This window comes from Robertmurraya sp. DFI.2.37 (assembly GCF_029211245.1).
Taxonomy (GTDB): Bacteria; Bacillota; Bacilli; order Bacillales; family Cytobacillaceae; genus Robertmurraya; species Robertmurraya methanolica_A.
The window spans coordinates 1-24,751 of the sequence record NZ_JARGEJ010000059.1; the positions used below are offsets into that span (position 1 = coordinate 1).

Consider the following 24,751-nt stretch of genomic DNA (forward strand, 5'->3'; position numbering starts at 1 on the left):
TGTCTTGAAGAAAACGAATAAACAAACACAGCAATTACTTAAAAATCAACTATCACAATGGGTTACAGGTTTACCCGGTTATATTAGGGCTTACCTGCCTGATTTGGTCTGCGAAAGTTGAGTTATTTATTACTTAAAGACCTTTTCCTTTTCATCCATCCGAAGTAACCATGCAACAACTTCAATACTTCTACCGAATGATCATCTACTTTTTGCCATAACTGCTCGTCTATTTTCTTTCTCTTTTTCATTTCCAACATGATTGCCCGTAATTGAATAATGGTGGATTTAGCTTCGTTTAATTTTCTAAATCGTACTTTCACATTTACTTGTGCAATTGCGGCCGCAATTTTGATTGAAATGATAACAGCTTTCTTTCGAATTATTCTAACTTCCTTATCTATCAAATCTTCCTTGCACAAATTTGTTGCTTGATTAATTGCCATTGTTAAATTGATGGAACGGCTATAAAGATTGAAGGTACGGAAGTTTTCAACTTTAGTCATCAAGACACTTCCTTATTTACTTTGTTATTTTTTAGTTCCACTTGATTCATAATTCCAATAATTAAGTCTAATATCTCACCGCCAATTTCATCTAATCGATGATACTGTTCTTCTGTTATAAAGTTTTCCATAATCGCCATGTCAATAAAGGCTTTGCACTCTGAGATACTACCAAGTGAAGTATTTAAACTTAGGAGCTGTTGAGAATATGAAGTGTTTTCTAAATTTCCGAGGTTTTGCAGGATGGATTTTGATGCCCTTGTAATCTGGTCAACTTGATTATTCTTCTCTGATGGAGGATATTGTTCTATTATAGTGAGAATAAAATCGTTGAAAGTGGTGGTTTTTTCAATAAGCTCCGATATAGTAATTAAAGGTTTATCAAATTTTTCTACTATTTCCTTCATATTGTGATCATCATATTGAAGATAATGTTCAATTCGATTCATCATCCCAATAATCATTTTCAATATTTCCTCCGCTTTCAAATCAACATCGGTGTATAAGGATTCACTGATATAACCTTCCATTCGAGCGATATCCAAAGTGGATCGGCATTCAGCTAACTTACTTAATGCCATGTTTAAATGGCTGTATTCCTTTTTATAGTAGAAATTCGTATTGCCCTCAGCCAAGTTACTTACAATACTGCAACTGCTTTTCCGTAACATATCACTCAGGTTTTCTTGCTCGAATTCTGGAAAAACCTTAACTATCGCATACACTACCTTCCGAAACAAAAGTGCCTTGCGATAAACCTTTAAGTCTCTTACATTACCAACATACTTTTTAATTGTTTTCATGGATGTTAGCCTTCTTTCTTGTCATTTAATATAAAATTTTATAGATGGGATTGTTAATATTCATTTTCATTTTCGTAATAAAATGCCGAAGATCATATGCTTAGTAGATTAATTTAATTGGGGGTGTAGGGGATTACGAATATCATCGTACTCTTGATATTCTCTATATTCATCGAGGAAATTATTTATGAGGATTTCCTCTGCCTTTGTCATATCTGGCATGTCTTGCAAGCACCAAATCAGACCTTCAATAGCCACTGATTTCAAGTGATACTCAATATCTATGATGTTATAGTAAGCTCTCTCCCTTACATTTCGATATTTCATACGTGTTCTTTCAACTACAATGTTCATAGACGTGTCCTCCTTCCTTGTATATTTTCATATTATTTTATTCGCAAGCCTCCTTCAATGGATTTTCTGTCGAATAAAGTTCTACCTTTAGATACAATCAATTCTGATATTACTTAAATTCATACTCTGTTCCCTGTTTCTAAAATAAATGAATTGTTTTAGCCTAAATTAATACCGCTATCCCCCTAAAGGGATAAACTCTATGCAGAGCCTTTCATCCCTTTTAGGTTATTAAGTTTTTCCAATTTGGATTGCCTTTCCATTTCAACTTTGGAAACTCTACGCCTTAACTGTGCAATTATTTTGTTAATTGCATCATATTTGTCGAAATGATCTTTTCGATCTTCTACACTTTCCTTACGATAGACATGATAATATGGCGTTTCATAGGAAAATTCCGTTGTTGTATAAAACGATTTTAATGAACCATCCTCCAAAATATACAGCTCTTCCTCCTCAAACTTATCGTAACTACTTGTAACCTCATAGTTAGTCCGCCTTGAAGATACCAATAAACCACGCAATGGATATTCTTCCTTCTCTATACCTGCTTCTGTTTTTTTCTCTCTTACACAAAACTTTTCATATTCTAATTCGCTACTTGACATTTTAACAATTTGGTAGAATGCTTCATTTCCGACTTTCTTTATTTTTGTATCCAACTTTACAATCTCCTTTCTTGTAATCTGTATTTGTCTTACCAATTCCTTCACAGTATTTAACATAATCAACAACTCCTTTTCTGAATTTTAAATGGGGATTTTTATAAGAATACTTGTTGAATATCCTATTAAGTTCCAAAACATTTTACTGCAATGGTTGAGTACAGCAGATAGTTTCTATTCAAGAGGTTTTGTAAGAGATCTTTTTTCCGAAGAAGGTTGAGGCTTTTTCAATAGGAGTATAAACTTTTCACTCCTTTCATATCTGTTATAACTATTATATTAAGAAAGGCAATGATTGTATTTGCATTTTCGGTTCTATGTTGTTCGAGCCATTTATAGAATAATCCAGCTAAGTATCAGAAGATTAGCAATGGAACTAAGACTGCCATTGATTTTATCAATTAGCTGTTTATTAATTAATCAACTTGGTCAAAACATAAACCTATATATGCAGACAACAAATTTCATTTGCGGTTTCAAATTCCGAAAAAGGTTGGTGTTCTGCAATTTCCCCTTATCAATTTCTATAAGATTCTTTCGATATCAAAAGGAAAAAGACATAACTGTTATCTGACAAGCTGACGCTTGTTGAATGAGACTCCTACCAACAAATTGTAACCGTCAATTAATTGAGAACTCATATAGTTCTATCGAAGTTTCCTATAAGGGGTAACATTTAATAGTCGCTGACGCTCGGAAATTCATGGATGTATCTGCATCTCTTCAAAGGAATACTCCCATTTGAAAATTTTGCAATACTGCCTTTCCATTGGTTCATCCTATTGAATGACACAACAAATCATGGTATCCGATTGAGGTGTTATCAGCGGCCGCAAATGTTGTAATAGTCGTTCGTTTGAAAAAAGAAGTGCAACAGGATTGGTAATCCTAATGAAAGTTGTAAATTTATCTATCTATATAAAGAAGCATTCTATGAATCATACAACTTTTTATTTACTACCCAGAATTTAATCAATATCGAGAGGTTAAACAAATATTTTCCAATATAAATTAATTCGTTGACCGCTTGAGGTTATACAGTATTTTCCATTATCCAAAGATATTCCATTAACTCAATGCATGGCTTCCGTTATAACATGGAATGGAATTTTTCCATCGCCATCTACATTAAAATAATATCCACTTCTATCGGGAAAAATTAAATTTTATCTCGTATTCCAAATTGTATTTTAATAGGATGATCTGCAATTAATTAGGGTTGGAATACCAAAACCTTTCCAATAGAGTATCTTGCAAATTTGACAGATGGTGGTTAAAGCATTGTGTTTACTTCCATCTGTTGAGAGATGATTATTGGTTTTTATTTTTTTGTTTATTAAATGTCGTATTCCGCTCACGCATTCTATTTGAGTCTGCATAAAGACTAATTGCGGAATACTTTTATCCATATTCGAAGCAGTAACCTAATGAGTGTTGCATCAATCCTTAAAGGAAATTGCAGTAGTCCAAATATACAGTCTCTCCGTTCAAAATGTACTGAACAACCGTTGCAATCCTCATTAAATTGGTTGTTGTAATTTGGTAGACAAATACTTCTTTCTTTATTTACACAAACGAACAGTAGATACAACAAGTGGATTGAAAAATGCAAATCCACCGATTGTTCATTGTTCACAGGCTACCTCTTTGGCAAAATATCTTTGCTACTTAGTAAGTGGAATTGACAAAATGAAAAGCCAACATTATCAGTTGGCTTAGACAAGAAGTTCTATAATATTAGTTTATTTTAAAATAATTTTCTGCCATTCGTTTTTGCATCCTTGTGACTCCATAAAGGACTGACATGCCTTAATGATTCTTGAAAAATTCCCCTTGTCGATTTCCCCCAATTTATCTCTTATCTCCTTTTTTTGTATAGACTCCCTTCCTTCACTTATAGCAATAAGAATAGTAGCTTTTACAATCTCTACTTGTTCCTCAAATTTTGTTTTCTTCTTAATTGGTTCATTTTTCCTTTTATTAACATTCATCATCACTTTTTTATACTGAATCCCTGGTAGTTGTTGTAAAATCAAATCCACCGCATCCTGATTAGTTGTAAATACATACATTTTAGCCTGTCTACTATTATCTCGGTTAATCCTTTTGATCCCTTGATAGATTTCTCCAGCTACGGCTGATTTTCGAATACTTTCTACTTCTTCGTGTCGGAATACACATACATCTTCAACAGGCTTATTGTCAATTCTTTTGTAAAATAGATAGGTTAATGCATAGGTTAGATAATCAAAATTGGGTGTCTTTAGAACTACTACGTTTTCAAATTCTCTGTAAGAATTCACACCAATAATATTGCCAAAGTAATCAACCTTGAAGTTTTCGTTTATGGCTGTTGCGATTTCTTCATCATCCATACCTGTAGATGACAAAAAGTCCACTATCTTTTCTTCAAGTTGGGCTTTATTATCTTTATCTGTAATGAACAATGTTCTTTCATTTGTATTAAGGGAGATTTTTTCAATTGCTTGTTCGTGAAGATTGATTTGGCGGGATAATTCCGTCTTACTTGTCTTTACATCATAATGATAAAAGATAGAGGAAGAGTATTCATAGGATTTAGGTTGATGTCTGATGTGGAATTTATTTGAGAGGGAATAACGATAATCAAACCCGTTGGCATCTAAAATAATATTATTGTCCAACATTTTAAACTTAAATTGATTATCAAATGTGTGAAGTTTTTTCTCATAGAGAAAGCATCCGTTGCTTACTATTTGCAACATCCTTGAAAGAAGGATTTTATCTGATTTATCACTGATACTTTCGATAATATCAGGTAATTGTGATTTTATTACAACATACTCTGGTTCATGAAAATCAATATAAACCATTTGATTCGCCCTATCTTGATTCATTTTATTATTGCACTCTGAAAACTTATCCTTCAGCATTTGTGCCAGCGTTTCGATTGACTCATTTCGATATTTGTATTGTATAAACCATAAATATCCAATATCTCGTTCGGATACAGCGATTTTTTCTAATAAATCTGGATACTCGTCTATTATTAGCGTATTTCTGTTATCAATAAGCTCAGGATGGTTTCCTCTACAGATTTCGCTAAACATCCTTTGTGAAATGCACAGAATTTGTGCTTCCTTTGCCTGATTCTTTCGCTTATTGCTCTTTGTATCATCACCAGTAAATGCAAGAGCAACCTCTCTACCCGCATGTTCATTGATTAAAGCAACTGTTTGATTTAGTTCATTATCCCGAATAAAACGTTGAACATACAGGACACGATAAAAATATACTTTAGTCATTTCGCCGATATATTGTTTGCTGTTCCTACTCTTTCCAGTACCCGCCTCATAATCAAATACATGAAAACGATCCCTGTCCCATTTCTCCTTATTCATTATCTGCTCTCGTAAATCATCAAAGTAGTTCAATATTTCTGTCATTTCTCTAATTCCTCCATATTAAATTAGTTATTATGCACTCATAATAATGGGAATTCCAGAAACAACAAATACCTTATTGGTTCAATCTTGTTCGAGGTTTTAGTAAGTAGATTTACTGGTTTTAGCTTAAATCACATTTGTGAAATTTCATCTTTTTATGAAGGGTTCGACAAAGTATTTTATGAAATGTCTTATATCTATGAAACAATTGCATATGATATAGTATCAAATCTATTAATATAAATCTGAAAGGAGAATTAATTAAATGAAAGAAGAATTATTAATTGCTTGTGACGTTGGTCGCCATACGAGCAAAGCACTAATGAATTATAATGGGAAAACATTTATTTCCATGTTTCGAACCAAAATACAAGAGGTTAATAATATGGGAATGGAGCTACAACCTGGCTCATTTTACGCAGAATATGAAAATAATACCTACCTCATAGGAGATGCCGTCAGTGAGGATTACAATATATTCGATCTTGATAAAACCTCCCTTCCTCAAAAAATAGCAGTTTATACCTGCATTGTTGATTTACTTCAAAAGGCAAGTCTTAACCCTCAGAACATTCAACTTCGATTAGCATGCAATATTCCCATAAACATGTATAAAGATGCTCAATTAAAACAAAAGTATCAAAGTTTTATTGAAAACAATGGAAATAAAATTGTCTTTTCATTGAATGAAAAGCCCTTTGTTTTCACTTTAACGGATACCACCATTGCGTTTGAAGGAATGGGCATTGTGTACGAACAAATGGAAAATATCGAAAGCTATTCACAAACAATTTGTGTAGATATTGGCGGTTTGAATACAACACTTTGCACATTTCTTGGAATCCAACCTAATTTTGATAGCATGAGCGTCAGTAACTTAGGAATTAATGTACTAAAGAGCAAGATCGGTAAAGCCATTAATGAGCGGTATGGTATTGCAGTATCAGCCAATGACCTTGAACAAATTCTCAAAAACGGGTATCTCTCTCACCGAGGAAAAGTAAACGAGGATAGTAAACCATTGATTGAAAAAATAAAGAGGGACTTCTTTTTAAATATCATACAATTTGCTCAAAGCCGAGGTTACACGTTCAACAATGCTGAAATTCATTACTGCGGTGGCGGATCGCTCACATTGCAGTCGTTCATCAAGGAGGAGTTTCCGAATGCCAAAATAGTCATTAATCCACAATTTGCTAATGTTCGCAGTTTCCTAAAAATCTTAGAGGTTAAACACAAATGACTCAACGGTTAAGGTACACCATCAGTTTCTTGCCAACTGATACTGACCTAATCAAACATTTAGATGAAATAAAAGAACAAACGACTGTCAGTATGTATGTAAGAAATCTAATTAGAAAAGATCTCTATGATGAACACGCTACCCCGAACATTGATGATGTGGTTGAAAGAGTCTTGCTTAAACTTAAAAGCAATAACGATATTTCATTACTATTACAATCTAATGAACTTAAAGTGAAAATAAGTGAGGAACAAAAAAGTATAATATCTACCCTATTTTAAATAATGGCTGTGTTAAATTTGAAAATCAACGACAGATGAAGTAGGGATCAGCACTTTCTTAGCTCCTGCATCGGCAACACTTGTAAAACGTTTTCCACTTCTCAATTTCACCCAAATATGCGGAAATTCAAAAAGAGCCATATTCAATGGCTCCCGCTACATAAGTAAATATTTTTTCACTTAGAAGATAGCTTTAACGGTTCTTTGATTTTAGGAACTTTTCGATGTTACCTAATAGCTCATAATTGAATGAAAGCGACAATTTCTTTTGATCCTTATATACCCTATTTAAATACTCCGCCAATTCATCCATTAATGGGTTTTCATCAATCGATACATTGCCTTTATGGCCATCAAAACTTTTTATAAAGTAATGTCCTTCTTCGCACTGGAATAAAATATGCATATTACCTTGTGAACGATATTTATATTCCGTTTTTACTGAAATTGGATATGTTTGATTTACGATAACTTCTGTTGTTTGGTAATCATCATTATCCTTTACTTGTAGAGTAGCTATAATATGTGAATAATCATAGTCACAAACTGGACAAAGCAAGTATTGATTCATTTTGAATTCCCCACCCTCTTATTTTTTATATCAACCTATCAGTTGATACTGAACTACAATTAAGTTCCTTAAAGCTCTCTTACAATCTCTTCATCTAAAATTGCTTTCCTCTTTTCCCAATCGGGCATTAACGAGTACAGCATATCATAAAAATTTCCACTGTGGTCATTGTACTTAAAATGAATTAACTCATGTAAAATAACATAATCTATACAAAATTTAGGTGCTTTTATAAGCTCTGTATTTAATAAAACTGTGTTTTTTTCTATCAAAGCTGAACCCCATCGAGCTTTCATTGAACGCAAATCAATAAATGGCTTTTCTACACCATACTTTTGCACTAACGGAAATACTTTATCAAGAGAATCTTGATATGTTTTTCCTGCTCTTTCACGATACCATTCATCCATCAGCGTTGCTTTACGGCTGAAATTTTCTGTGTCTTTTACATAAAGGTAGATAAATCCTCGAAAATATTTAACCATTTCCTCTTCTTCTGTACTTTGGACACGCAAACGGTATTGTTTCCCAAGATACTTAAATGCTTCGCCACTACAATAATCTCTTTTGCTTTGTCTATATGGTTGTACGTTCTCAAAACCTTTTACATTCTTTAAAATCCATGAACTTTTGCTTTTGACAAAATCATAGATAAAACTTAATGGAACTTTGTCGTTTGCTGAAATTTCTATGCTCATATCTGGCTTAATATTAAGATTTACATTCTTTACGTTTTTTCGTTCTAATGCAAACTCAATATTTTTATTACCAAATTGAATCTGATGTTTTTCCATATTATTTTCACCCCTTAATACCTTCTTAGGGCAACAGTTTTGATTTGTTCAATAATCTTGTCAACGGTATCAAAATCTATGTCTACATTATATTCATTAGAAAAGTCATAAAGCAGATCATCTAATTCCTGGGCTATCCGATTGTGAATTTCTATATTATCATGCCAATCAATCTTTTGATGTTCCCTAATGATTTCATCCATCTTTAAAGCTAAATCACCAAAGGGATCTGAGCCATACTCTGTTGATGTTTCTTTTACTTCGCTCAAAATCCCCTTAGTTACTCCATAAAATGCCTGAGCATTTTTGTTTTCTTTAATTATTTCTGGATACACGTCATTTGAAGTTCCACTACGATATTCTTTCATGATATCTTTCATTTTATTGAGATATTCTGCTTCTGATATTCGTTTGTCCTTATAGGCTTGGATGGCTTCTTGAATCCGCTCGGAAAACTTTTTATAGTAAGCAGGGTTTTCATCCCATTTAGTGTTGATGCTTTTGGTTAGACGAGTACGAATTGCATCAGCTTTTGCTCGCTTGGTATCTAACCTCTCTAATTCTTCTTCAAACGCCTTCTGATTTAATATATCTACAGGATTAGTAATACGAATAACTTCTTCAGCAGAGATGTAATTGTCCATTAATTTCTGCATTTTTGCTTCATATTCTTTGTGATCAATCGTGTCCGAGTAACGGAGCTTTACACTTTTCCGTAGCTCTTGGAAAAACTTCATATCTTTTTTATACTTTTCAAGCTCCTCTGGAGGTAAAGCATTATAGATTTTCTCGGATTCTAATGCAATGCCAAGGTTTCTCCCAAAATTGCTTAATACTCCGTAAAATTCTTCTCTTAGTTCTTCACTCTCTAACCACACTTCGTATTCTTCAACATCTTGTTTGTTATTAATAGAAATGAAGATTTGAAGAAGATCTGAATGATATTGTCTTAATGAGCCAATGACACTAATCACATCATAAATTGCCCCTTTTAAATCCTTCGGATCAAAGTTTTCTAAACCAGCTCCTGAATACATTTGCATTGCTTGATCAAGCCTATCTAATAGACCTCTATAATCAATAATAAATCCATAGTCTTTCCCTTCATACAAGCGATTCACCCTTGCGATGGCTTGTAAAAGAGTATGTTCTTTCATTGGTTTATCACAATAAAGAACTGTAGCTCTCGGAGCATCGAAACCAGTAAGAAGTTTATCAACGACAATTAATAAATCGATTTCATCACCATTAATGAATTCGTCTTTAATTGAATCCTCATAATCATCTGGAGTACCATAACGATCTATCATTCGTTTCCAAAAACGCTGTACTTTGTCTTTAGATTCCACATCAACTACTTCATGCCCTTCTCGTATATCAGGTGGAGAAATAACAACAGCACAATTCAAATCGCCAAGTTCTTCAAACGCATCTAAATATCGAATCGCTTCAATTTTACTATTGGTTGCAAGCATTGCTTTGAATTGGCTTCCTTGCGTTTTGTAATTGGTTAAAAAATGCTCATTAATATCGAATGCTATCATGCTTATTCGTTGATTTGAGGAGGCAATCCGTTCAAACAGGCTCCATTTTTTCATTACCTCTTCTTTTTGTATATCGTTTAAATTTCGAGTTATCATCTCTAATCGATTATCAATTGCCTTTTGATTAACCGTTTGATCGACCATTTTACCTTCATAAAGTAAAGGTACAATAGACTTATCCCGAACACCATCTGCAATCGTATAGGTATGAATCAGCTTTCCGAACTTAATCATAGTATTCTTTTCTTTTTTCATTAGTGGCGTTCCTGTAAAGCCCAAGTAACAAGCATTAGGGAATACTTTTTTCATCTTAATATGAAGTTCCCCATACTGTGTACGATGTGATTCATCAACAAGAACAAATATATTTCTGGAATCTACAGGTTTTTGTTTAGAAGATGCTGTATCAAATTTATGTACTAAAGTTGTGATAATATCAGCATTACCGTTATTGATTAAATCAACCAAATGATTGCCTGATGTCGCTCTACTCGCCTTTAATCTTGTTTGTCTAAACGTCTTATGAATCTGTTTATCTAAATCCACTCTATCTGTTACAACAATAATTTTGGGGTTATATTTAAACAACTCTGACAAGATATATCTGCCTAACATTACCATCGTTAAACTCTTACCACTACCTTGTGTGTGCCAAATAACTCCCGATTGTCTATTTCCGTTTTCATCACGTTCGTCGATGGTATTAGTTATTTCCTTAATCGCAAAATATTGTTGATATCGGGCTACCTTTTTCACATCTTTATCGAACAAAGTAAAATATTTTGTTAGCTCTAATAACCGATTAGGATGAAACAAGGAAATAATATTCTTATCTTGAACAGTTGGAAGCCTATCTTTTACAGCGTTTTCTAACCATCGATGTAACCAATCCTCTTTTTCCTCTTTCCAAACTGACCAAAACTTCTTCGGTGTATTACAAGTTGCATACTTAGTTTCATTTTTATTCGTAGACATTACGATTTGAACAAATTTGAACAATTGTGGAATATAATCTTTCCCCTGATTTCGGATCATCTGACTAATACCCTGTTCCATGGAAATTGATGCTTTTTTGCATTCAATAACAGCAAATGGAATTCCATTAACAAATAACACTATATCAGGTCGGATTGTTCCACGACCATCCATTCGTTCTACTTCAAATTCCTCTACAATATGGAATACATTATTTTCAAAGTTATGCCAATCAATGAACTGAATAGAATAGGATTTTTTAGAGCCATCTGGTAAAAACTCAGTATAAGACCTGCCATTTAATATAGTTTCATAGATAACCTCATTAGTTTTCACAAGCCCATTTGTCAATGGTTCATCTAAATCACGAATCGCTTGTTGGATATTGGAATCACTGTGTTTATATATTGATCCTTTGTATTCATAAGAATTAAACTCTTTTAGTTTTTCTTCTAATACAGTTTTCAGGAGAACATTATAAAGATTTCCTCGTATCCGTTCCGCCTCTTTTGACGGTATGTATTGAAAGCCTATTTTCTGTAATACATCAATAGCAGGTACTTGGCTGATATAACGTTCGTCTTGGCTACTCTCCCTTTCCATTCTCACACCCCATTCCATATTAAGAAGGAATAGAGCAAAGGTATTACACCTTCACTCGAATTTTCCCTGTTAGAAGCATTTGCATAAGCCACTTCTTTTGCTCTTGTATTTCTTTTAATTCAACTTGTAAAAGATTTATCTGCTTATCAAATAAACTTAGAATTTCTGAGATTTGTTTCTGCTCATTCAAATCATCAGGTATAAATAATTTCACTTGTTCAAGCCCTTTAAAGCTAAGGCTCTGTCTAACACTACCCTGTAGTAGAGCTTCTAATTGGTTTAAGAAAAGATTCGATTTAAAAAATTGTTTTAAATAGTTTGAAAAAACACGTTGTTCATTAGTTTTAAAGATTACATACATCGGGCTTAAAATACCTTCATCAAATTGTTCAAGCAAGTCAATAGAACCAACATTAACTCTTGATGGATTATAAGCAAATTGTCCTTTTCTGATAATTTTATAGGTAGTTAAATTCTCACTGGCAACCTGCCTTACAAATTGTTCAGATTGATTAATAAATCCTCTTGAATTAGTTACGCTTAAAACTTTTGATACTATATTTTCATTATTTTTTTCTTTGATTTCTTTAATTAATCCTATTAATCTTACTTCATTTACCTTTCCTTTCCAACCTGGTACTCTCACATTTCCTGTCAATAATTTCTGTATTACCCCTTTTTTCTGCTCTTTTTTCTGCTCAATTAGATTTTCTTTTAACTCAATTGCCTTGTCCCAAGTTGAAAGTATTTCTGCGATTTTCTTTTGTTCATTTACACTTTGAGGTATTACGACTTCAATCTCCCCAAATTCCTTTTGCCCCAATGTTTTATTTCTACCTGCCCCACCAGGGGATGCTAAATTTAATAAGTATTTTCCTCTCGGTGACTTGAAAAGATAGGTAATAAAATCCAAATCCAATCTATTTTTCTCTGGTTTATACATAGGGAATCTATGAGATGCAATGAATCCTAACTCTTTAGTAGTTGTTTTTGCTACTGCCATCTCCCAGGCAAATACAATATTAACTATAAAGCAATCAGGTTCTATCCAAAACACAGCTTTATTACCTAATGATTCGCCTGTAACCGACTGTTTATAGAATATTCCCTTACCATGAGAGCGTATCCCGATTTGCTTATAATCTTCATTAGCTTGAACTTCAACTGGTTTCTTAACTCTTTTTAAAATATCTTTTATCATCCTAATTTCCCAATCATCAGGAAATATACCGTACTTAGTTTTCTTATATCCGCTTGGTACTTCGGTTTCTGTAATTTCATTAGTTTGTGTCAATTCTTGTGTCATCCGTTTCACCTACAATCCAAGCTCTTTCAAATACTTTTCCATCTGTACTTCCACTTCGTAAAGCTCTTTCTTGATGTTTACAATATTATCTTTAATCTGTTCTATATCCACTGGCTCTTCTTCTTCAAATTTATCAACATATCGAGGTATATTTAAGTTGTAACCATTTTCCTTAACTTCATCTATAGATGCAACATATGAGTATTTATCAATTTCCTCCCATTTTTCGTACACTTCAATGATTTTTACAATATCTTGTTCCCTTAATATGTTTTGATTTTTTCCTTTTTCATAATTTCCTTCACCAGAAGCATCAACAAAGAGAATATCTTTCCGTTTACGATCCTTATGAAATACCATGATACAAGCAGGTATATTTGTTCCAAAGAACAAGTTTTCAGGTAAACCAATAACAGCATCTAACAAATTCATATCGATTATTTGTTGACGGATTTTCCCCTCACCTGCTCCTCTGAACAGTACGCCATGTGGTAGTATTGTTGCCAATCTTCCGTTTTCAGCTAAAGAATAAAGCATGTGTTGTACGAAAGCATAATCTCCTTTAGAACTTGATGGTACTCCCCATTCAAACCTTCTATGAGGATCAAGACTTGCCTCCATCTTAAACTTACTATCGTTTGTACCTTCTCCTGCGAACCCCATCGCCCACTTATCTAATGAAAATGGTGGATTAGCAACAATTGCCTGGAATTTCATTAGCTTCCCATCTTCCAAATGTAAAGGATTGGATAATGTATCTCCCCATTCAATCTTTGCATCATCTATTCCATGTAGATACATATTCATGAGAGCTAATGAGTGAGTTGCACCATTACGTTCTTGACCGTATATAGCTACCTTTCCATTTGGAACCTGTTTAGCTACTTTAATTAGTAAAGATCCTGAACCACAGGTTGGATCATAAATCCGATCATTTTCTTGTGGTTTTACTAAACGAGCTAATAATTCCGATAATTCCGAAGGAGTATAGAATTCTCCACCCTTTTTACCAGCATCAGAAGCAAATTGCCCAATCATATACTGATACGCATTACCTACAATGTCTTCATTCCCAATATTGGATGGTCTAAGGGATAGTTTGTTGAAATCCTCCAATAATGACCGAAGAATAGCATTTCTTTCTTTGGCTCTTCCAAGTATTGATTCACTATTAAAATCGATATTACGGAATACGCCACGAAGTTTGCCTGAATTTTCATTTTCAATCCGTTCTAATGCTTTGTTAATGATTTCCCCAATCTCAGAATCACTACGTTTACTATATAAATAATCGAATGTAGATTGTTCATCCAGTACGAATCGTTCTCTGGACAATGCACGTTTAATCCGTTGTTCATCTCCATTGTATTTCTCAGTATATTCCTCTACATGTTCCTTGTAAGTATCACTCAAATACTTAATAAACAGCATTGTTAAGATATAATCCTTATATGTACTGGAATCAATTTTCCCTCTAAATGTGTCGGCCGCCTGCCACAAAACACTGTTGATTTGTTCTTGGGTTGTTTTTTGCTCACTCATTTCAAATTCCTCCTATTTTGAAACCCTTATGATCTGCTTTGTAATTCCTTGAAACCATATTTCTTTTTCTTGTATTAATCTTTGATAAAGCAATTTTTCTTTTTGATGTAGTTGATATAACTCAATTATAACCTGTTGTTTTGATAAAGTTGTGTGGGCAACAGGAAGCCTTTTTAATACATTTGAATTGGTACTTGGTATTCGACTCCCCGACTGAGATCGTTCTAACTCCATTTTCACTTCCAACGTGTTTAAATACCAAGCAATATACTGAGGTATAAATCTTGTCTGGTCTACCTTAATTATGGAGAAATACGATGGAATTAACAATCCACTATGCTGTTTGTCAATAAAAACAGCCGTATAGGGGTGGCTTAACCGCATCAATATATCCCCTTCTTTTGTAAAATAATGATTTTCTAATTCATCATTGCTCAGAAATTCTTCGTATGTATCATTATCGATTAAACCATCTTCAGTAATATTTTTTATTGTGAAGAGCCTGTATTTTGCTTTCGCATTATATTCCACTTCTGTTTTTTTTCGACTTAATACAAGACCTGTCCTAATATTGGCAATATCACCGAGTTGCATGTTGCACCTCCTATCAAATTGTTAAATAATATATTTAACAATTTTGCTAAATCAAATATATAATACTCCACTTGATTTGTCGATCAATTTCACGCTTTGATTCCTCCCAGATAAAAAGGAGACCTAACTAATATAGTTAAATCTCCAAAACGTTAATTTTATTCTTCTAATAATCCTTCCTTATGTTGTTCCCACATTTTATCCTGCATTACTATACCTGAATAGAACGTGTAATTCGACAAATAGAAGACATACTTACCCATCAATTCGACCAATTGATCAATTTTTTCAAACTTGTGTTCAAATTCCTTCACAAACGTAACTATCCTCAAATTCAAATCGTCACATTCTACTTCATTACCAATTTTATTTTCAAATATATTCTTACGTTTCACCATCTCTTGGTAAAGGTCTTCTGTTTGATTTGTAAACTGACAGCTTACATAAGATTCACCATTACGATTGTTGTAAACCAGCTCCAAATTGATTCCTGCTCTACCGAGTCCATATTGAATTTTATTTATATCAAGCGTTCTTTTCTCTCGATATATATTGGGGTATTTCACTCTACTCCGCAGTTCCTTAATAATATAGGCATTGGTTCTTTCTCGGTCTGTAATTCTATCAAACTTGAATTCACCTTCCTTATCAATATCATTACAATGACTTTTATATTTATCATAGATGTCATTGTAAACGTCTACCTCATTTAACAACTTTAAGTTATCCATGACATGTAGGACATGCATATTATCCAGTTGTTCAAGTAACGGTATTACGCACGAATTAACTTCTACTGCATAAAACTCAATCGACTTCTCTTTTACCTCATGAATGATTTTTGCTATCTTTTTGATGATTTCCTCAGAAAACCCTGTAGCTCCCCAAATGACTATGCTATTGTGAGGGGCTTTTTCTATTATTTCCGCAATAGAGTTTAAGTGTCGATCCTCTTTAGATGCATAGCTAATTTGATTTTCAACGAATATGAATCTGCCCGCTATTGACTGTCCAAAAATATCTATCTTCTTTCCTCCGAAATAATGCTCCCATTTTAAATGCTCCACTTTTTCGGAGATTATGTCTTCAATTGCTCCCTTAACTAACAACGTAATATACAAATTCAGATAGTTTTCTTTATCACCTTTTGCATTCCCCATCTTTACTGCTCCTTTTATAAAAAATAGAGAGGAAATAACTAATCTCCTCTCATAAACTTTTTATATAGTTAATACCTGCTTCAATTCGTCTACAACTTCGTTGATTTCATAAATATCTGCAATTAAGGTGTCTTTTTCCCAAGCAACGTCATTTATGACATCAATCAAATTTAAAAGCTGTTCAATCACTTTTGGACTAACTGTTTTAACTCCATCAATTGTAAATTCGCAAGAAAATAAAAGCTGTTCCAATGGAATTACACTGCCATTTGTCTTATTTGATCCTACCTCTAAAAGATCAGTAGGTTCGACTGATAATGCAGAAGCTAATTTTTCAATGACTGGATAACTTGGACAAAGACGACCATGGTTCTCCAAACGGTTTACGTAGCTTTCACTTATCCCTGTCATTTCCCTGATTTGTCTGAGACTTAACCCCTGCTTACTCCTTAAATATTTTAGCATTTTTCCAAAGTTCTGATTAATTGATCTTACCTCTTTCATTTCCTACCACTCCTCCTGTATTTCGCTAAGCGAAACTCCTTTTTATGTTGAACTCTATATTGTAGATAGTTAGTTCAAAAAAATAACTTTGAAACAGGTGAAATATGTAGAATATTGAAGAAGAATTACAAAGTTCTAATATGATTACGTTATCCTTTTAACGACATCAAACCATTTTCCATTGTCTTTATAAGACACGAAGATGCCTTACTGCAATACAAGGCTTCTTCCACTGGTGACCATAACTATTACATTTATCGGTTAATATCCACTTAAATACTCCGAAAATCTTTCCAACTTATATGTATAGCTCTCCTCCGTTCCATACGGACTTTCTTCAAGAAACACTTCTACTTCATGTTCAACTGGCATCCCGTTAAATACCAATTCTCGCATCAGTTCAATATCAATCATTTCTACTTCTTTATTTCTCGATTTCTTGCCGATACCTACTAAGAAATTATTAATATGTCTATCCCGATAGTTTTCTAAGCAAATCGCCTTGAAGTTGCAACGTTCACATACTTTTTGATTTTCCGTCTTTGGAAATATATCCATAACATCTCCGTCTCGCACACTTAAACTTTCCTCTAATTTCATAATTCTATCGGCACTTTGTTTTATCATTGTTTTAACCTCTTTAAATTCAGATGAATCCACTTTATAGCATTTATTTTTACCATCCTCTAAGTATTCATTAGTCACAATCAAGTCATTTACATTGGCTCCATATGTCGCTTCTGCGTACATTCCATATATTGCAAGCTGTATCGGATCAAACGCACTCTCTTTACCTGATTTCCAGTCCACGATTCCCCATTCATTGCAATTAGTATCAAAATAGATCAAATCTGCTGAGAGATTAACTTTTATCGCTTCTAACATAAAGGAACGGTATTTCTCCGACTCCATTATTTGCAACTTCCCGCTATAAATCTTTTCATTTAAGGTAAAAGAGTTTATAAATCCATCTACACAGGTATCCACCTTTCTTCTGATGAACTGCTTGACTTCCTCCTTTAACCGACTGCTATCGTAATAGATTTCAAATAACATAGAATTAGCTGTGGGATCTTTGTACCAACGTTCCAATCCCCTCTCTGCCTTTTTATAAATTTCCTCAATATTTTTATTGAGTGCCTCCTTTATTTTCTTTGCATTTAGAAGCTCACCTGTTTCAAGTAATGTTCGTATTTCACTTTCTATTTCTTGATGAATCTGATCACCTATTAGCAAGTAAACATTTGTCATATTTTTTAACCGCCAAGCAAGTTGCAATAGCGGTGGCTTAGTTTCAAATTCCCCTCTTTTCGCTAAATAGTAGTTCAAAACGTACTTTGTTTCGCACTCCATCAGCATTTTATGTTTTGTTAATGACCACAAAACAGAGTTTCTCCCCATTGAGTCCACACCTTTCTAATACGGTTTTCTTTGCAACAGTATTAAAAAAGACACCTAACTTTAATTGAAGTTAAGTGTCTTAAATATCAAAATATGAAATTGTCCTTTCTTGCGTGAAATGACTATTTTCATTGGTTCTCTCCTATAATCCAAATAATTTCCATAATCATAACATAGAAACGAATGTTCGTAAATAAAGCAATTCCAATCTTACAAATAGTTAAATTCAGTGCATGATTATCGTATAAACATTGGTAAATTAACACATTAGTAGATAGTTTTGAGATACTTTCTAACAATACATTACCTAATCAATATCTACTCATTATTAAATGAATATCGGTTAATGATCTTAATTAACACACCATATTTTTTAGAAAATAGATTTTTTAATCACCCTTGAATAAGTAGCCTTCAATAAAGCAGGTGATTGCAAAGAAGCCTTCAGGTTTTATAAAATATTACCAGACATAAATCGCTTTATTATTAGAAACAGCTCTCGCTTTCTATTGTATATTAATATCTTTTGCTTAAAAGTTCGAGTAATCGCTCGTTTTCCTTTGAGATTTTTGATCGAAAATTGTCAGGTAGTCTTGTAATTTTCCTTGCAACTGGATAACTCCTATTAGCTTTAACTACTATCTTTTCTAAATCTTGACCTGCTTCATACAAGGCAGTATTATCAAAATCCACATCGTTTTTAAATCGAATGGTTCCAACAACATCATCTAATTCAGCAGACATAAACACATTGATGTCATTACATATATCCTGCATTACACCTTGTTCGTTTTGTAAAAATTTCTTCATATCTACAATTCTATATTCCTTATTTTCAAATTCTAAAATCAACTTAAAGGTCTTTATTGGGTAAAAAGATAAAATTCTCATTTAATCATTCCTCCTGTTAAATAGGCTACTGTATTATGGAATCATTTGATTTTATCTTCATACTTTTGTATCATAACAACAATCTTTTGGCGTGCATTTTAAATTGCTTAAAATCTTCATCTAATTTCTCTTTGGAATAAACACCATTTTCTAATGCCTGCTTCCATATGTCACTTCTAAGCCAAAACAACCCCACTTGCTCCTTAAATTCTGGAAGCGTCATCTCTTTATATGTTTTACCACTGTTGTTAAATTCGGATAAATCCTTCAAAGCATTATCGTATCTTTCTTTAAGTAGAATTAAATCAGGTTCATTACTGGAATTCATAACAGTCTCCTCCATTTCTTCAATAATGCTTTTCCAAACAGCGACATCTTATTTTGAAAATAATCATTGAAACAATAGTACCTAATGCAATTGTAATGAGAACTGCCGTAATGGATGCAATAATAAGCACTGTTTATCCCTCTCTCCGTTTAAATTGCTTGATCTAACCAGCAATATCTACTATTTTCTTCTGTAAAATAAATCAATGGCTTTGTCTATTTCGGAAATAATTTTAGAAAATCCCCAATCTCCAATCCTTGTTCTCGGAAGGTCAGGATTCCTGACCTTTCCTCTTTTAATTCCCGCTTTCCTTTTCTTTTTTTGTTCGGCCATCAATCCCGCCTCCTTGGTGATCTCCCTCTTACAATAATTTCCTCAGCCGATTCATGGGAGAAATATTTTATTCCGTCTTCTTCCCATGTCTCTTTTATTACAATGGCATGATCAGATATGCCCCTTATAATTAGAACACTGCCAGAATGCAATTCTTTATCAGTTTCAATCAATGAGCCATTTATATCGTCAAATCGGTACTCATGCACTTCCTCGAAGTCGTTATACGTCTTGCTAATCGGATGATAAAGCAACATAATTGACACTCCTTTTGGTTTTTGAATTAACCACGCATCCCTATTAATAGGTTCACTCTCTTCTTTCTTTGGCGTTCTTAAAAATTAAATATCTTGTGGCCAAACTTGCTTCCATAATCGTATTGTCAGATGATTGGAGGAAAATATCTATACACTCGAAATAATCCTCACTCTCCTCCTCATTTAATTCATCAATAATTGCTTGATCTGCTAATATAATTTCTTTCAACAGAGATAGTTTATCTTTATTTGATAATCCCTCGTTTACCTGATTTAATTTCAATAATTGATATAATAATTTCTTGGATTCTTGGGGAAGTAATTCATTTACAAATCTCTCTACACCAATTGAATATAGGAGCATGATTAGCAATCTATCCTCCTGAAACGTATTATCTGGAGAAAAAGGTTTGCCGTCATAGAATTTAAACTTGTGTTCTTCTGTGGTATGAGTATCAAAATCTTCATAGGAAAGGAATTGTCCTTTTTTCTGTGGAATTAAATAACTTTTTTCTAACATAAATACCCTCTCCTTAATTTCGATTTTTTCATATTACCTTCAAAGCATTTTTTTGGCCGCATTATGCGAACTTCTGTGAAACGGGTTAAACTTCTTTTCTTCAGGTTGCAAAAATAAAATGTCTATTGTTTTATTGTGATGCTTTTTCTTCATTTTTTGATAAAGCAAAATTAATTCAGATTTCACCTTTTGTAAAGAAGTATTCCTCTTAAAAGGAACCTCATTGTGTAAAATTCTTTGGATGTCATCTACGTCTGAGAAAAAAATTACTTTTTTGCAACCTGGCATTAAATATTTTTCATAATGGGTTAAACCAAAAACAATAGACTTTAATTCCCCATACATAGGTTTATCTTTACAATCTTGCGGAGGATAAACATATTGCTGTTTCACAATAACTCTCCCAGAGCATACATAGGAACAAGCAACTGATATTTGCATCAAATTCGTATTTACTGAACAATCACAATAAACATATAGCGAGTCATGACTAAGATATTGTTCATGAATCATCTTTTTCATTTCATCGCTAACCTGATTCTCATTTTTGCTCCAAAAGTTCGGTGGATTTACTGGTTTTGGACTTCCCTTTTGCCTCACTTTTGATTCCTCCTCTTCAACATCGACTTAATTCTTTAGGATCATTTTGCTATTTCCAAATTTTTTATTCCATTGTTCCACTGACCAGAAAAACCTCGGTCTATGCTGGACTGATAAAGAACGAATGTAAGTAACAATAAAACCCCGATTGCAAAGGAAAATAGTATTTTCACAACCTTATGCCTTGTCCTATTCTCTACTCTATTTCGTAGTAGGATTTGATTAATCACATAGATGATTAAGACAAACCCGTTTGTAATTAATAGCATTGCGATTTGTAAAATACTCATTTAATCCCTCCATCACTGACAATTACTCTTTTCGTCTCTTCATTTTTGATTGGAATTAAATCATTTCTTGATCATTAACTATTTCGTTCGATTACAGTGTTCAATGAAAACCTGTAACATCTAAGAGTGAGCTTAAAATATCCACACTTTTATAAATGCACCTACCAGTAACCCGATAATTAGCATTATCAAATTACTTATGTGTTCAGCAAAGAACCTACGCATATATACATGTGATCCAATCATTTCAGCTAAATTCTTCAAATTGTTTCGCCTCCCTTCTACACTGAATTTGTAATACCGTTACCTTAAAAACGACAGAAAAAAAGTCACTCGAAATTTCGAGTGACTTGGGACTGCCTTTATATTTAATTATAGATTCTGCTATATAAATCAACATATCAATCACCTATAACCAATTATTGTTAATGTATTTATACAATTTTAATCCATTCAAGTAGAATCGTCAATAATATCCTTGTTCCTAACTTCCTTACTTCAGTATTGCGAAATTAAAATGAAAAATACCCAATAAAGTGTTGGATAAAAGAAATCATTATTCACAAATAGGAACATGGGTTCTATAATGATTACGGAGGTGTAATCGAAGGCTGTTTCCAAAGGATTTGGGCTTCCTTCGATCTTTGAATAAACTGTACTTAATGACTATTTCTGTACTGCTACGATACTCAGCACTGTTTCTAATCGCAATGATTCTTTACTTGAATCAAATTCATAATGCATACCACTTGTAAAATACTTTGCTCCCTTACCTTTACTTATATTTCTCTGCTTTGACGATATAAAACCAAAGTATTCTAATATATATTTTATTAGCATTCCCGTTGCCTTTTTCGCAAAATCATCTTCAAAAGTAAAATCACTCTTATCAAAATATAACTCTTCAATATCTAAAACTATTCCCTCTATAGCAGGTCTGCCAAATTTAATTGCATCTTGCATTTTTTCAATTGATTCAGGCTTCCAAAGAAAATCGTGTAGGTTTTTAAAGGCCTTTACACTTTGATATTTTTGATACATTGGATAAATAGCAAAAAAACGGTCATACTCGTTCAATGCATTCATATTGATCACTCCTTAAAGATGTGTTTTTACATATCTATTTTCACATAACTGAAATTATGCATATTTAGTTTTTGGACACTTAAAGATTTACCAATTACGTATTATTGTAATTATTTTCCAAATCTAACGAAAATAGCATAATTTAAATCAAGAGGGCAATTGACAGCAAACAATCATTTATAAAAAGAGGAGACAGAAATTGATCATAAACTTCAATATGCATATAAGGAATGTTGGTCACGATTAATCAGAGCTGTTCCTAATTTGCCAAATGAGGATTTTGCCCAATTGTCTAATCCATTTTTAATCAAATGTTTACCTGCTTATAATAAGGCAAAGAAGAAAATAAACGTACTCTAACCCTTATTCCTTCTTTGTTGATAACCAGTTGATATCTACAACTTCTGCTCTTCTTTCCTTTCCTTTTCTTAACTCACATTTTATCTCCAGTTGCACTATTTTTTTTCGTTTTGGCTTCCCTTTCACAAAAAAAGAACTGAGTTTCGCATCACGCATACTCAGTTCATAAGTGTTTATTATTTACTTCAATAATAGAGTTTTTAATTCCTTATTCATTTCTAACTCTGCATCAAAAATGAAATTTATAGCCTCATAAACCTCATGAATTAGAAAGCATATATCCTGAATTTGCTCTTCAAACTCACTTCTATTCGCAAGAATTTTGAAGTTTTGTTCAACCTCGAACATATGAGTTAATAGTAGACTCCATATCTCGCTTTTTCGTTTAGATTCATCTTCAAATAATGATAAATACTCTTTTGTAAGATATTGAACGGGAATAATGTTAGTTAGTAGGTTTGTAGCTACATTGAGATTTCCACTAACGAATAAATGTGGGTTTTCTTGAATGAAAATACGTAGGTTGATTGTGAGGTTTTTAATTGTTGATAGAGCATGGCGAATTTCATAATTCTTCATATTGTGGTCTCCTTTATATGGGGTATAGTTTGTGGTAGCGTTAGATGGGAGTGCTTGATGCGGAGGGAAGCACATCCATGAGGAAGTTCATCTACAGCTTATGTTTTAATTATATTCGTATAAATAAAATATACAACCCATCCTGTGTCGAACCCATGCTCTACCCCCTCAACGTTTGATACTGCTGACTTTCCCCCGCTTATTTTTTGATTTTTTCCTTTCCTTTTTTGGCATAAAAAGGCCGAAGGTCTACCTGAATTTGAAAAGGATACCTTCGGTTAGGAAATGTTCTTTTTATTTTTGGAATGGTTTTATTGTGTTAAGCCTAATATTGTGAAACCAAATAACCTTCTATATGAGCCTTCACAATGAGTACCATCCTTTTTAAATCATCATTTGTCATTGGTACTCGTACCACTGCTTCTGGTTTATTCCCACTATATCTCGGTATTATTAATCCCGTTTCGATCAACTCTCCTGGGCCTGATTCAGCCGAAAAAATCCAAGGAAGTTTATCGCCAGGTGTTAGCTTCATTTGGCGAGAAAGGCTTTTTCCATCTGCACGTTCTTTATCACGCTTTTTTAACAATTCTGCTGAAACACCACCTAAATCAGTCCAGATTTCTTTGCAGTATTTGTAACCGCCATTTTGTTGCTCTACTCTTGCCTTGGTCGCTAAAGCACTTATCCTACCACTTAAAACATCATTAGAAAGAACCAAGAACTTGTCCATGGAAACGTAGATCGAAATTTCGTTCCTTATTCTTTCACCCTTATCCTTAGAGATATCATACTCAAAGAAATTTATTTGAACTTTCCCTATCTCAAATGCACTATTTAATACTTCTAAGAATACATTTTTTCCATCAATTTTAATTATTTGTTTCGATTCAAGCATACCTATCATCTCCCCAAACTAAATCTATTGAGTAATAGCAGAATAACTACTACAATGTTAGATTGCCCAAGTTTCCAACCTATTATTTTTCCAAATAATATGGCTTTTATGTAAATTATTTTTTACCAAATACTCTTTTAAAGTTAATTCGTTATGTTAGTCATCGGAAATTATAGATAATACAAAAATCCTTTACCCTTAGCTTCTACTATATGCCCTTGGAACTCTCCCTTACAAAGCTCCTACATCCCCTCAATCCCTTCTCCCACTTGACCTCACGCCCTCTTTCACCCCTTAAACCTTGCCTCTACTATGGAACTAAGTTTTACAAAGAAAAT

The 24,751-nt window shown here is 33.2% G+C and carries 27 protein-coding genes; 2 read left to right on the forward strand and 25 right to left on the reverse strand.

Annotated features, from left to right (window positions below; genetic code table 11):
• Positions 1-122: 122 nt before the first annotated feature.
• The 5 genes from PZE06_RS21235 to PZE06_RS21255 all read right to left on the reverse strand — a co-directional run bounded on the left by PZE06_RS21235 (position 123) and on the right by PZE06_RS21255 (position 5,753).
• Positions 123-506, reverse strand: a complete 384-nt coding sequence (locus PZE06_RS21235) for a four helix bundle protein (RefSeq protein WP_151025825.1) — start codon at positions 504-506, stop codon at positions 123-125.
• A complete protein-coding gene (locus PZE06_RS21240; protein WP_151025826.1) occupies positions 506-1,309 on the reverse strand; it encodes a four helix bundle protein in 804 nt (267 codons plus the stop codon). The genes PZE06_RS21235 and PZE06_RS21240 overlap by 1 nt, the downstream gene beginning before the upstream one ends.
• 108 nt (positions 1,310-1,417) lie before the next feature.
• Positions 1,418-1,663, reverse strand: a complete 246-nt coding sequence (locus PZE06_RS21245; protein WP_151025827.1) for a hypothetical protein — start codon at positions 1,661-1,663, stop codon at positions 1,418-1,420.
• Between the two features lie 200 nt (positions 1,664-1,863).
• Positions 1,864-2,388: a hypothetical protein gene (locus PZE06_RS21250; RefSeq protein WP_151025828.1), complete on the reverse strand. Its 525-nt coding sequence runs from the start codon at positions 2,386-2,388 to the stop codon at positions 1,864-1,866.
• 1,682 nt (positions 2,389-4,070) lie between these two features.
• Positions 4,071-5,753: a hypothetical protein gene (locus PZE06_RS21255; RefSeq protein WP_151025829.1), complete on the reverse strand. Its 1,683-nt coding sequence runs from the start codon at positions 5,751-5,753 to the stop codon at positions 4,071-4,073.
• A gap of 265 nt (positions 5,754-6,018) precedes the next feature.
• On the opposite strand from PZE06_RS21255, the gene PZE06_RS21260 reads away from it, so the two are divergent.
• Positions 6,019-6,996, forward strand: coding sequence for a ParM/StbA family protein (locus PZE06_RS21260; protein ID WP_151025830.1), 978 nt, complete (start codon positions 6,019-6,021; stop codon positions 6,994-6,996).
• Positions 6,993-7,277: a hypothetical protein gene (locus PZE06_RS21265; protein WP_151025831.1), complete on the forward strand. Its 285-nt coding sequence runs from the start codon at positions 6,993-6,995 to the stop codon at positions 7,275-7,277. Before PZE06_RS21260 ends, PZE06_RS21265 begins: the two co-directional genes overlap by 4 nt.
• A gap of 12 nt (positions 7,278-7,289) precedes the next feature.
• On the opposite strand, the gene PZE06_RS21270 is transcribed toward PZE06_RS21265, so the two are convergent.
• The 20 genes from PZE06_RS21270 to PZE06_RS21365 form a co-directional block, all read right to left on the reverse strand.
• Complete coding sequence (locus PZE06_RS21270; RefSeq protein WP_263641574.1) at positions 7,290-7,418, reverse strand: hypothetical protein; 129 nt, start codon at positions 7,416-7,418, stop codon at positions 7,290-7,292.
• Positions 7,419-7,470: 52 nt separating this feature from the next.
• A complete protein-coding gene (locus PZE06_RS21275; RefSeq protein WP_151025832.1) occupies positions 7,471-7,848 on the reverse strand; it encodes a hypothetical protein in 378 nt (125 codons plus the stop codon).
• 68 nt (positions 7,849-7,916) lie between these two features.
• Positions 7,917-8,642 (reverse strand): M48 family metallopeptidase, encoded by a 726-nt coding sequence (locus PZE06_RS21280; RefSeq protein ID WP_151025833.1) that lies wholly within the window; start codon positions 8,640-8,642, stop codon positions 7,917-7,919.
• A 14-nt stretch (positions 8,643-8,656) separates the two neighbouring features.
• Complete coding sequence (locus PZE06_RS21285; protein ID WP_151025834.1) at positions 8,657-11,764, reverse strand: type I restriction endonuclease subunit R; 3,108 nt, start codon at positions 11,762-11,764, stop codon at positions 8,657-8,659.
• Between the two features lie 43 nt (positions 11,765-11,807).
• On the reverse strand, positions 11,808-13,070 hold the full coding sequence (locus PZE06_RS21290) for a restriction endonuclease subunit S (RefSeq protein WP_151025835.1): 1,263 nt from the start codon (positions 13,068-13,070) through the stop codon (positions 11,808-11,810).
• A gap of 9 nt (positions 13,071-13,079) precedes the next feature.
• Positions 13,080-14,612 (reverse strand): type I restriction-modification system subunit M, encoded by a 1,533-nt coding sequence (locus PZE06_RS21295; protein WP_151025836.1) that lies wholly within the window; start codon positions 14,610-14,612, stop codon positions 13,080-13,082.
• A 12-nt stretch (positions 14,613-14,624) separates the two neighbouring features.
• The gene (locus PZE06_RS21300; protein WP_151025837.1) at positions 14,625-15,206 is read right to left on the reverse strand and encodes a restriction endonuclease subunit S; all 582 of its coding nucleotides are present in this window, start codon (positions 15,204-15,206) and stop codon (positions 14,625-14,627) included.
• Positions 15,207-15,364: 158 nt separating this feature from the next.
• A complete protein-coding gene (locus PZE06_RS21305) occupies positions 15,365-16,366 on the reverse strand; it encodes a hypothetical protein (RefSeq protein ID WP_151025838.1) in 1,002 nt (333 codons plus the stop codon).
• 60 nt (positions 16,367-16,426) lie between these two features.
• Entirely contained in the window at positions 16,427-16,870 is a 444-nt protein-coding gene (locus PZE06_RS21310; protein WP_151025839.1) for a helix-turn-helix domain-containing protein, read from the reverse strand.
• Positions 16,871-17,131: 261 nt separating this feature from the next.
• On the reverse strand, positions 17,132-18,271 hold the full coding sequence (locus tag PZE06_RS21315) for a PD-(D/E)XK nuclease family protein (RefSeq protein ID WP_151025840.1): 1,140 nt from the start codon (positions 18,269-18,271) through the stop codon (positions 17,132-17,134).
• Positions 18,272-18,787: 516 nt separating this feature from the next.
• Positions 18,788-19,162 (reverse strand): DUF2442 domain-containing protein, encoded by a 375-nt coding sequence (locus PZE06_RS21320; RefSeq protein WP_151025841.1) that lies wholly within the window; start codon positions 19,160-19,162, stop codon positions 18,788-18,790.
• Positions 19,163-19,232: 70 nt separating this feature from the next.
• Positions 19,233-19,490: a hypothetical protein gene (locus tag PZE06_RS21325; RefSeq protein WP_151025842.1), complete on the reverse strand. Its 258-nt coding sequence runs from the start codon at positions 19,488-19,490 to the stop codon at positions 19,233-19,235.
• Positions 19,491-19,670: 180 nt separating this feature from the next.
• A complete protein-coding gene (locus PZE06_RS21330; RefSeq protein ID WP_191963555.1) occupies positions 19,671-19,823 on the reverse strand; it encodes a hypothetical protein in 153 nt (50 codons plus the stop codon).
• Positions 19,823-20,080: a hypothetical protein gene (locus PZE06_RS21335; protein WP_151025843.1), complete on the reverse strand. Its 258-nt coding sequence runs from the start codon at positions 20,078-20,080 to the stop codon at positions 19,823-19,825. Before PZE06_RS21335 ends, PZE06_RS21330 begins: the two co-directional genes overlap by 1 nt.
• A gap of 52 nt (positions 20,081-20,132) precedes the next feature.
• Positions 20,133-20,600 (reverse strand): hypothetical protein, encoded by a 468-nt coding sequence (locus PZE06_RS21340; RefSeq protein ID WP_151025844.1) that lies wholly within the window; start codon positions 20,598-20,600, stop codon positions 20,133-20,135.
• A gap of 39 nt (positions 20,601-20,639) precedes the next feature.
• Positions 20,640-20,993 carry a hypothetical protein gene (locus tag PZE06_RS21345; RefSeq protein ID WP_151025845.1) on the reverse strand — a complete coding sequence of 118 codons (354 nt, stop codon included), beginning with the start codon at positions 20,991-20,993 and terminating at the stop codon, positions 20,640-20,642.
• A gap of 248 nt (positions 20,994-21,241) precedes the next feature.
• Positions 21,242-21,490 carry a hypothetical protein gene (locus PZE06_RS21350; protein WP_151025846.1) on the reverse strand — a complete coding sequence of 83 codons (249 nt, stop codon included), beginning with the start codon at positions 21,488-21,490 and terminating at the stop codon, positions 21,242-21,244.
• Between the two features lie 666 nt (positions 21,491-22,156).
• Entirely contained in the window at positions 22,157-22,576 is a 420-nt protein-coding gene (locus PZE06_RS21355; RefSeq protein ID WP_151025847.1) for a hypothetical protein, read from the reverse strand.
• Between the two features lie 540 nt (positions 22,577-23,116).
• Positions 23,117-23,515 carry a hypothetical protein gene (locus PZE06_RS21360; protein WP_151025848.1) on the reverse strand — a complete coding sequence of 133 codons (399 nt, stop codon included), beginning with the start codon at positions 23,513-23,515 and terminating at the stop codon, positions 23,117-23,119.
• 325 nt (positions 23,516-23,840) lie between these two features.
• Positions 23,841-24,413: a hypothetical protein gene (locus PZE06_RS21365; protein ID WP_225310784.1), complete on the reverse strand. Its 573-nt coding sequence runs from the start codon at positions 24,411-24,413 to the stop codon at positions 23,841-23,843.
• Positions 24,414-24,751: the final 338 nt, after the last annotated feature.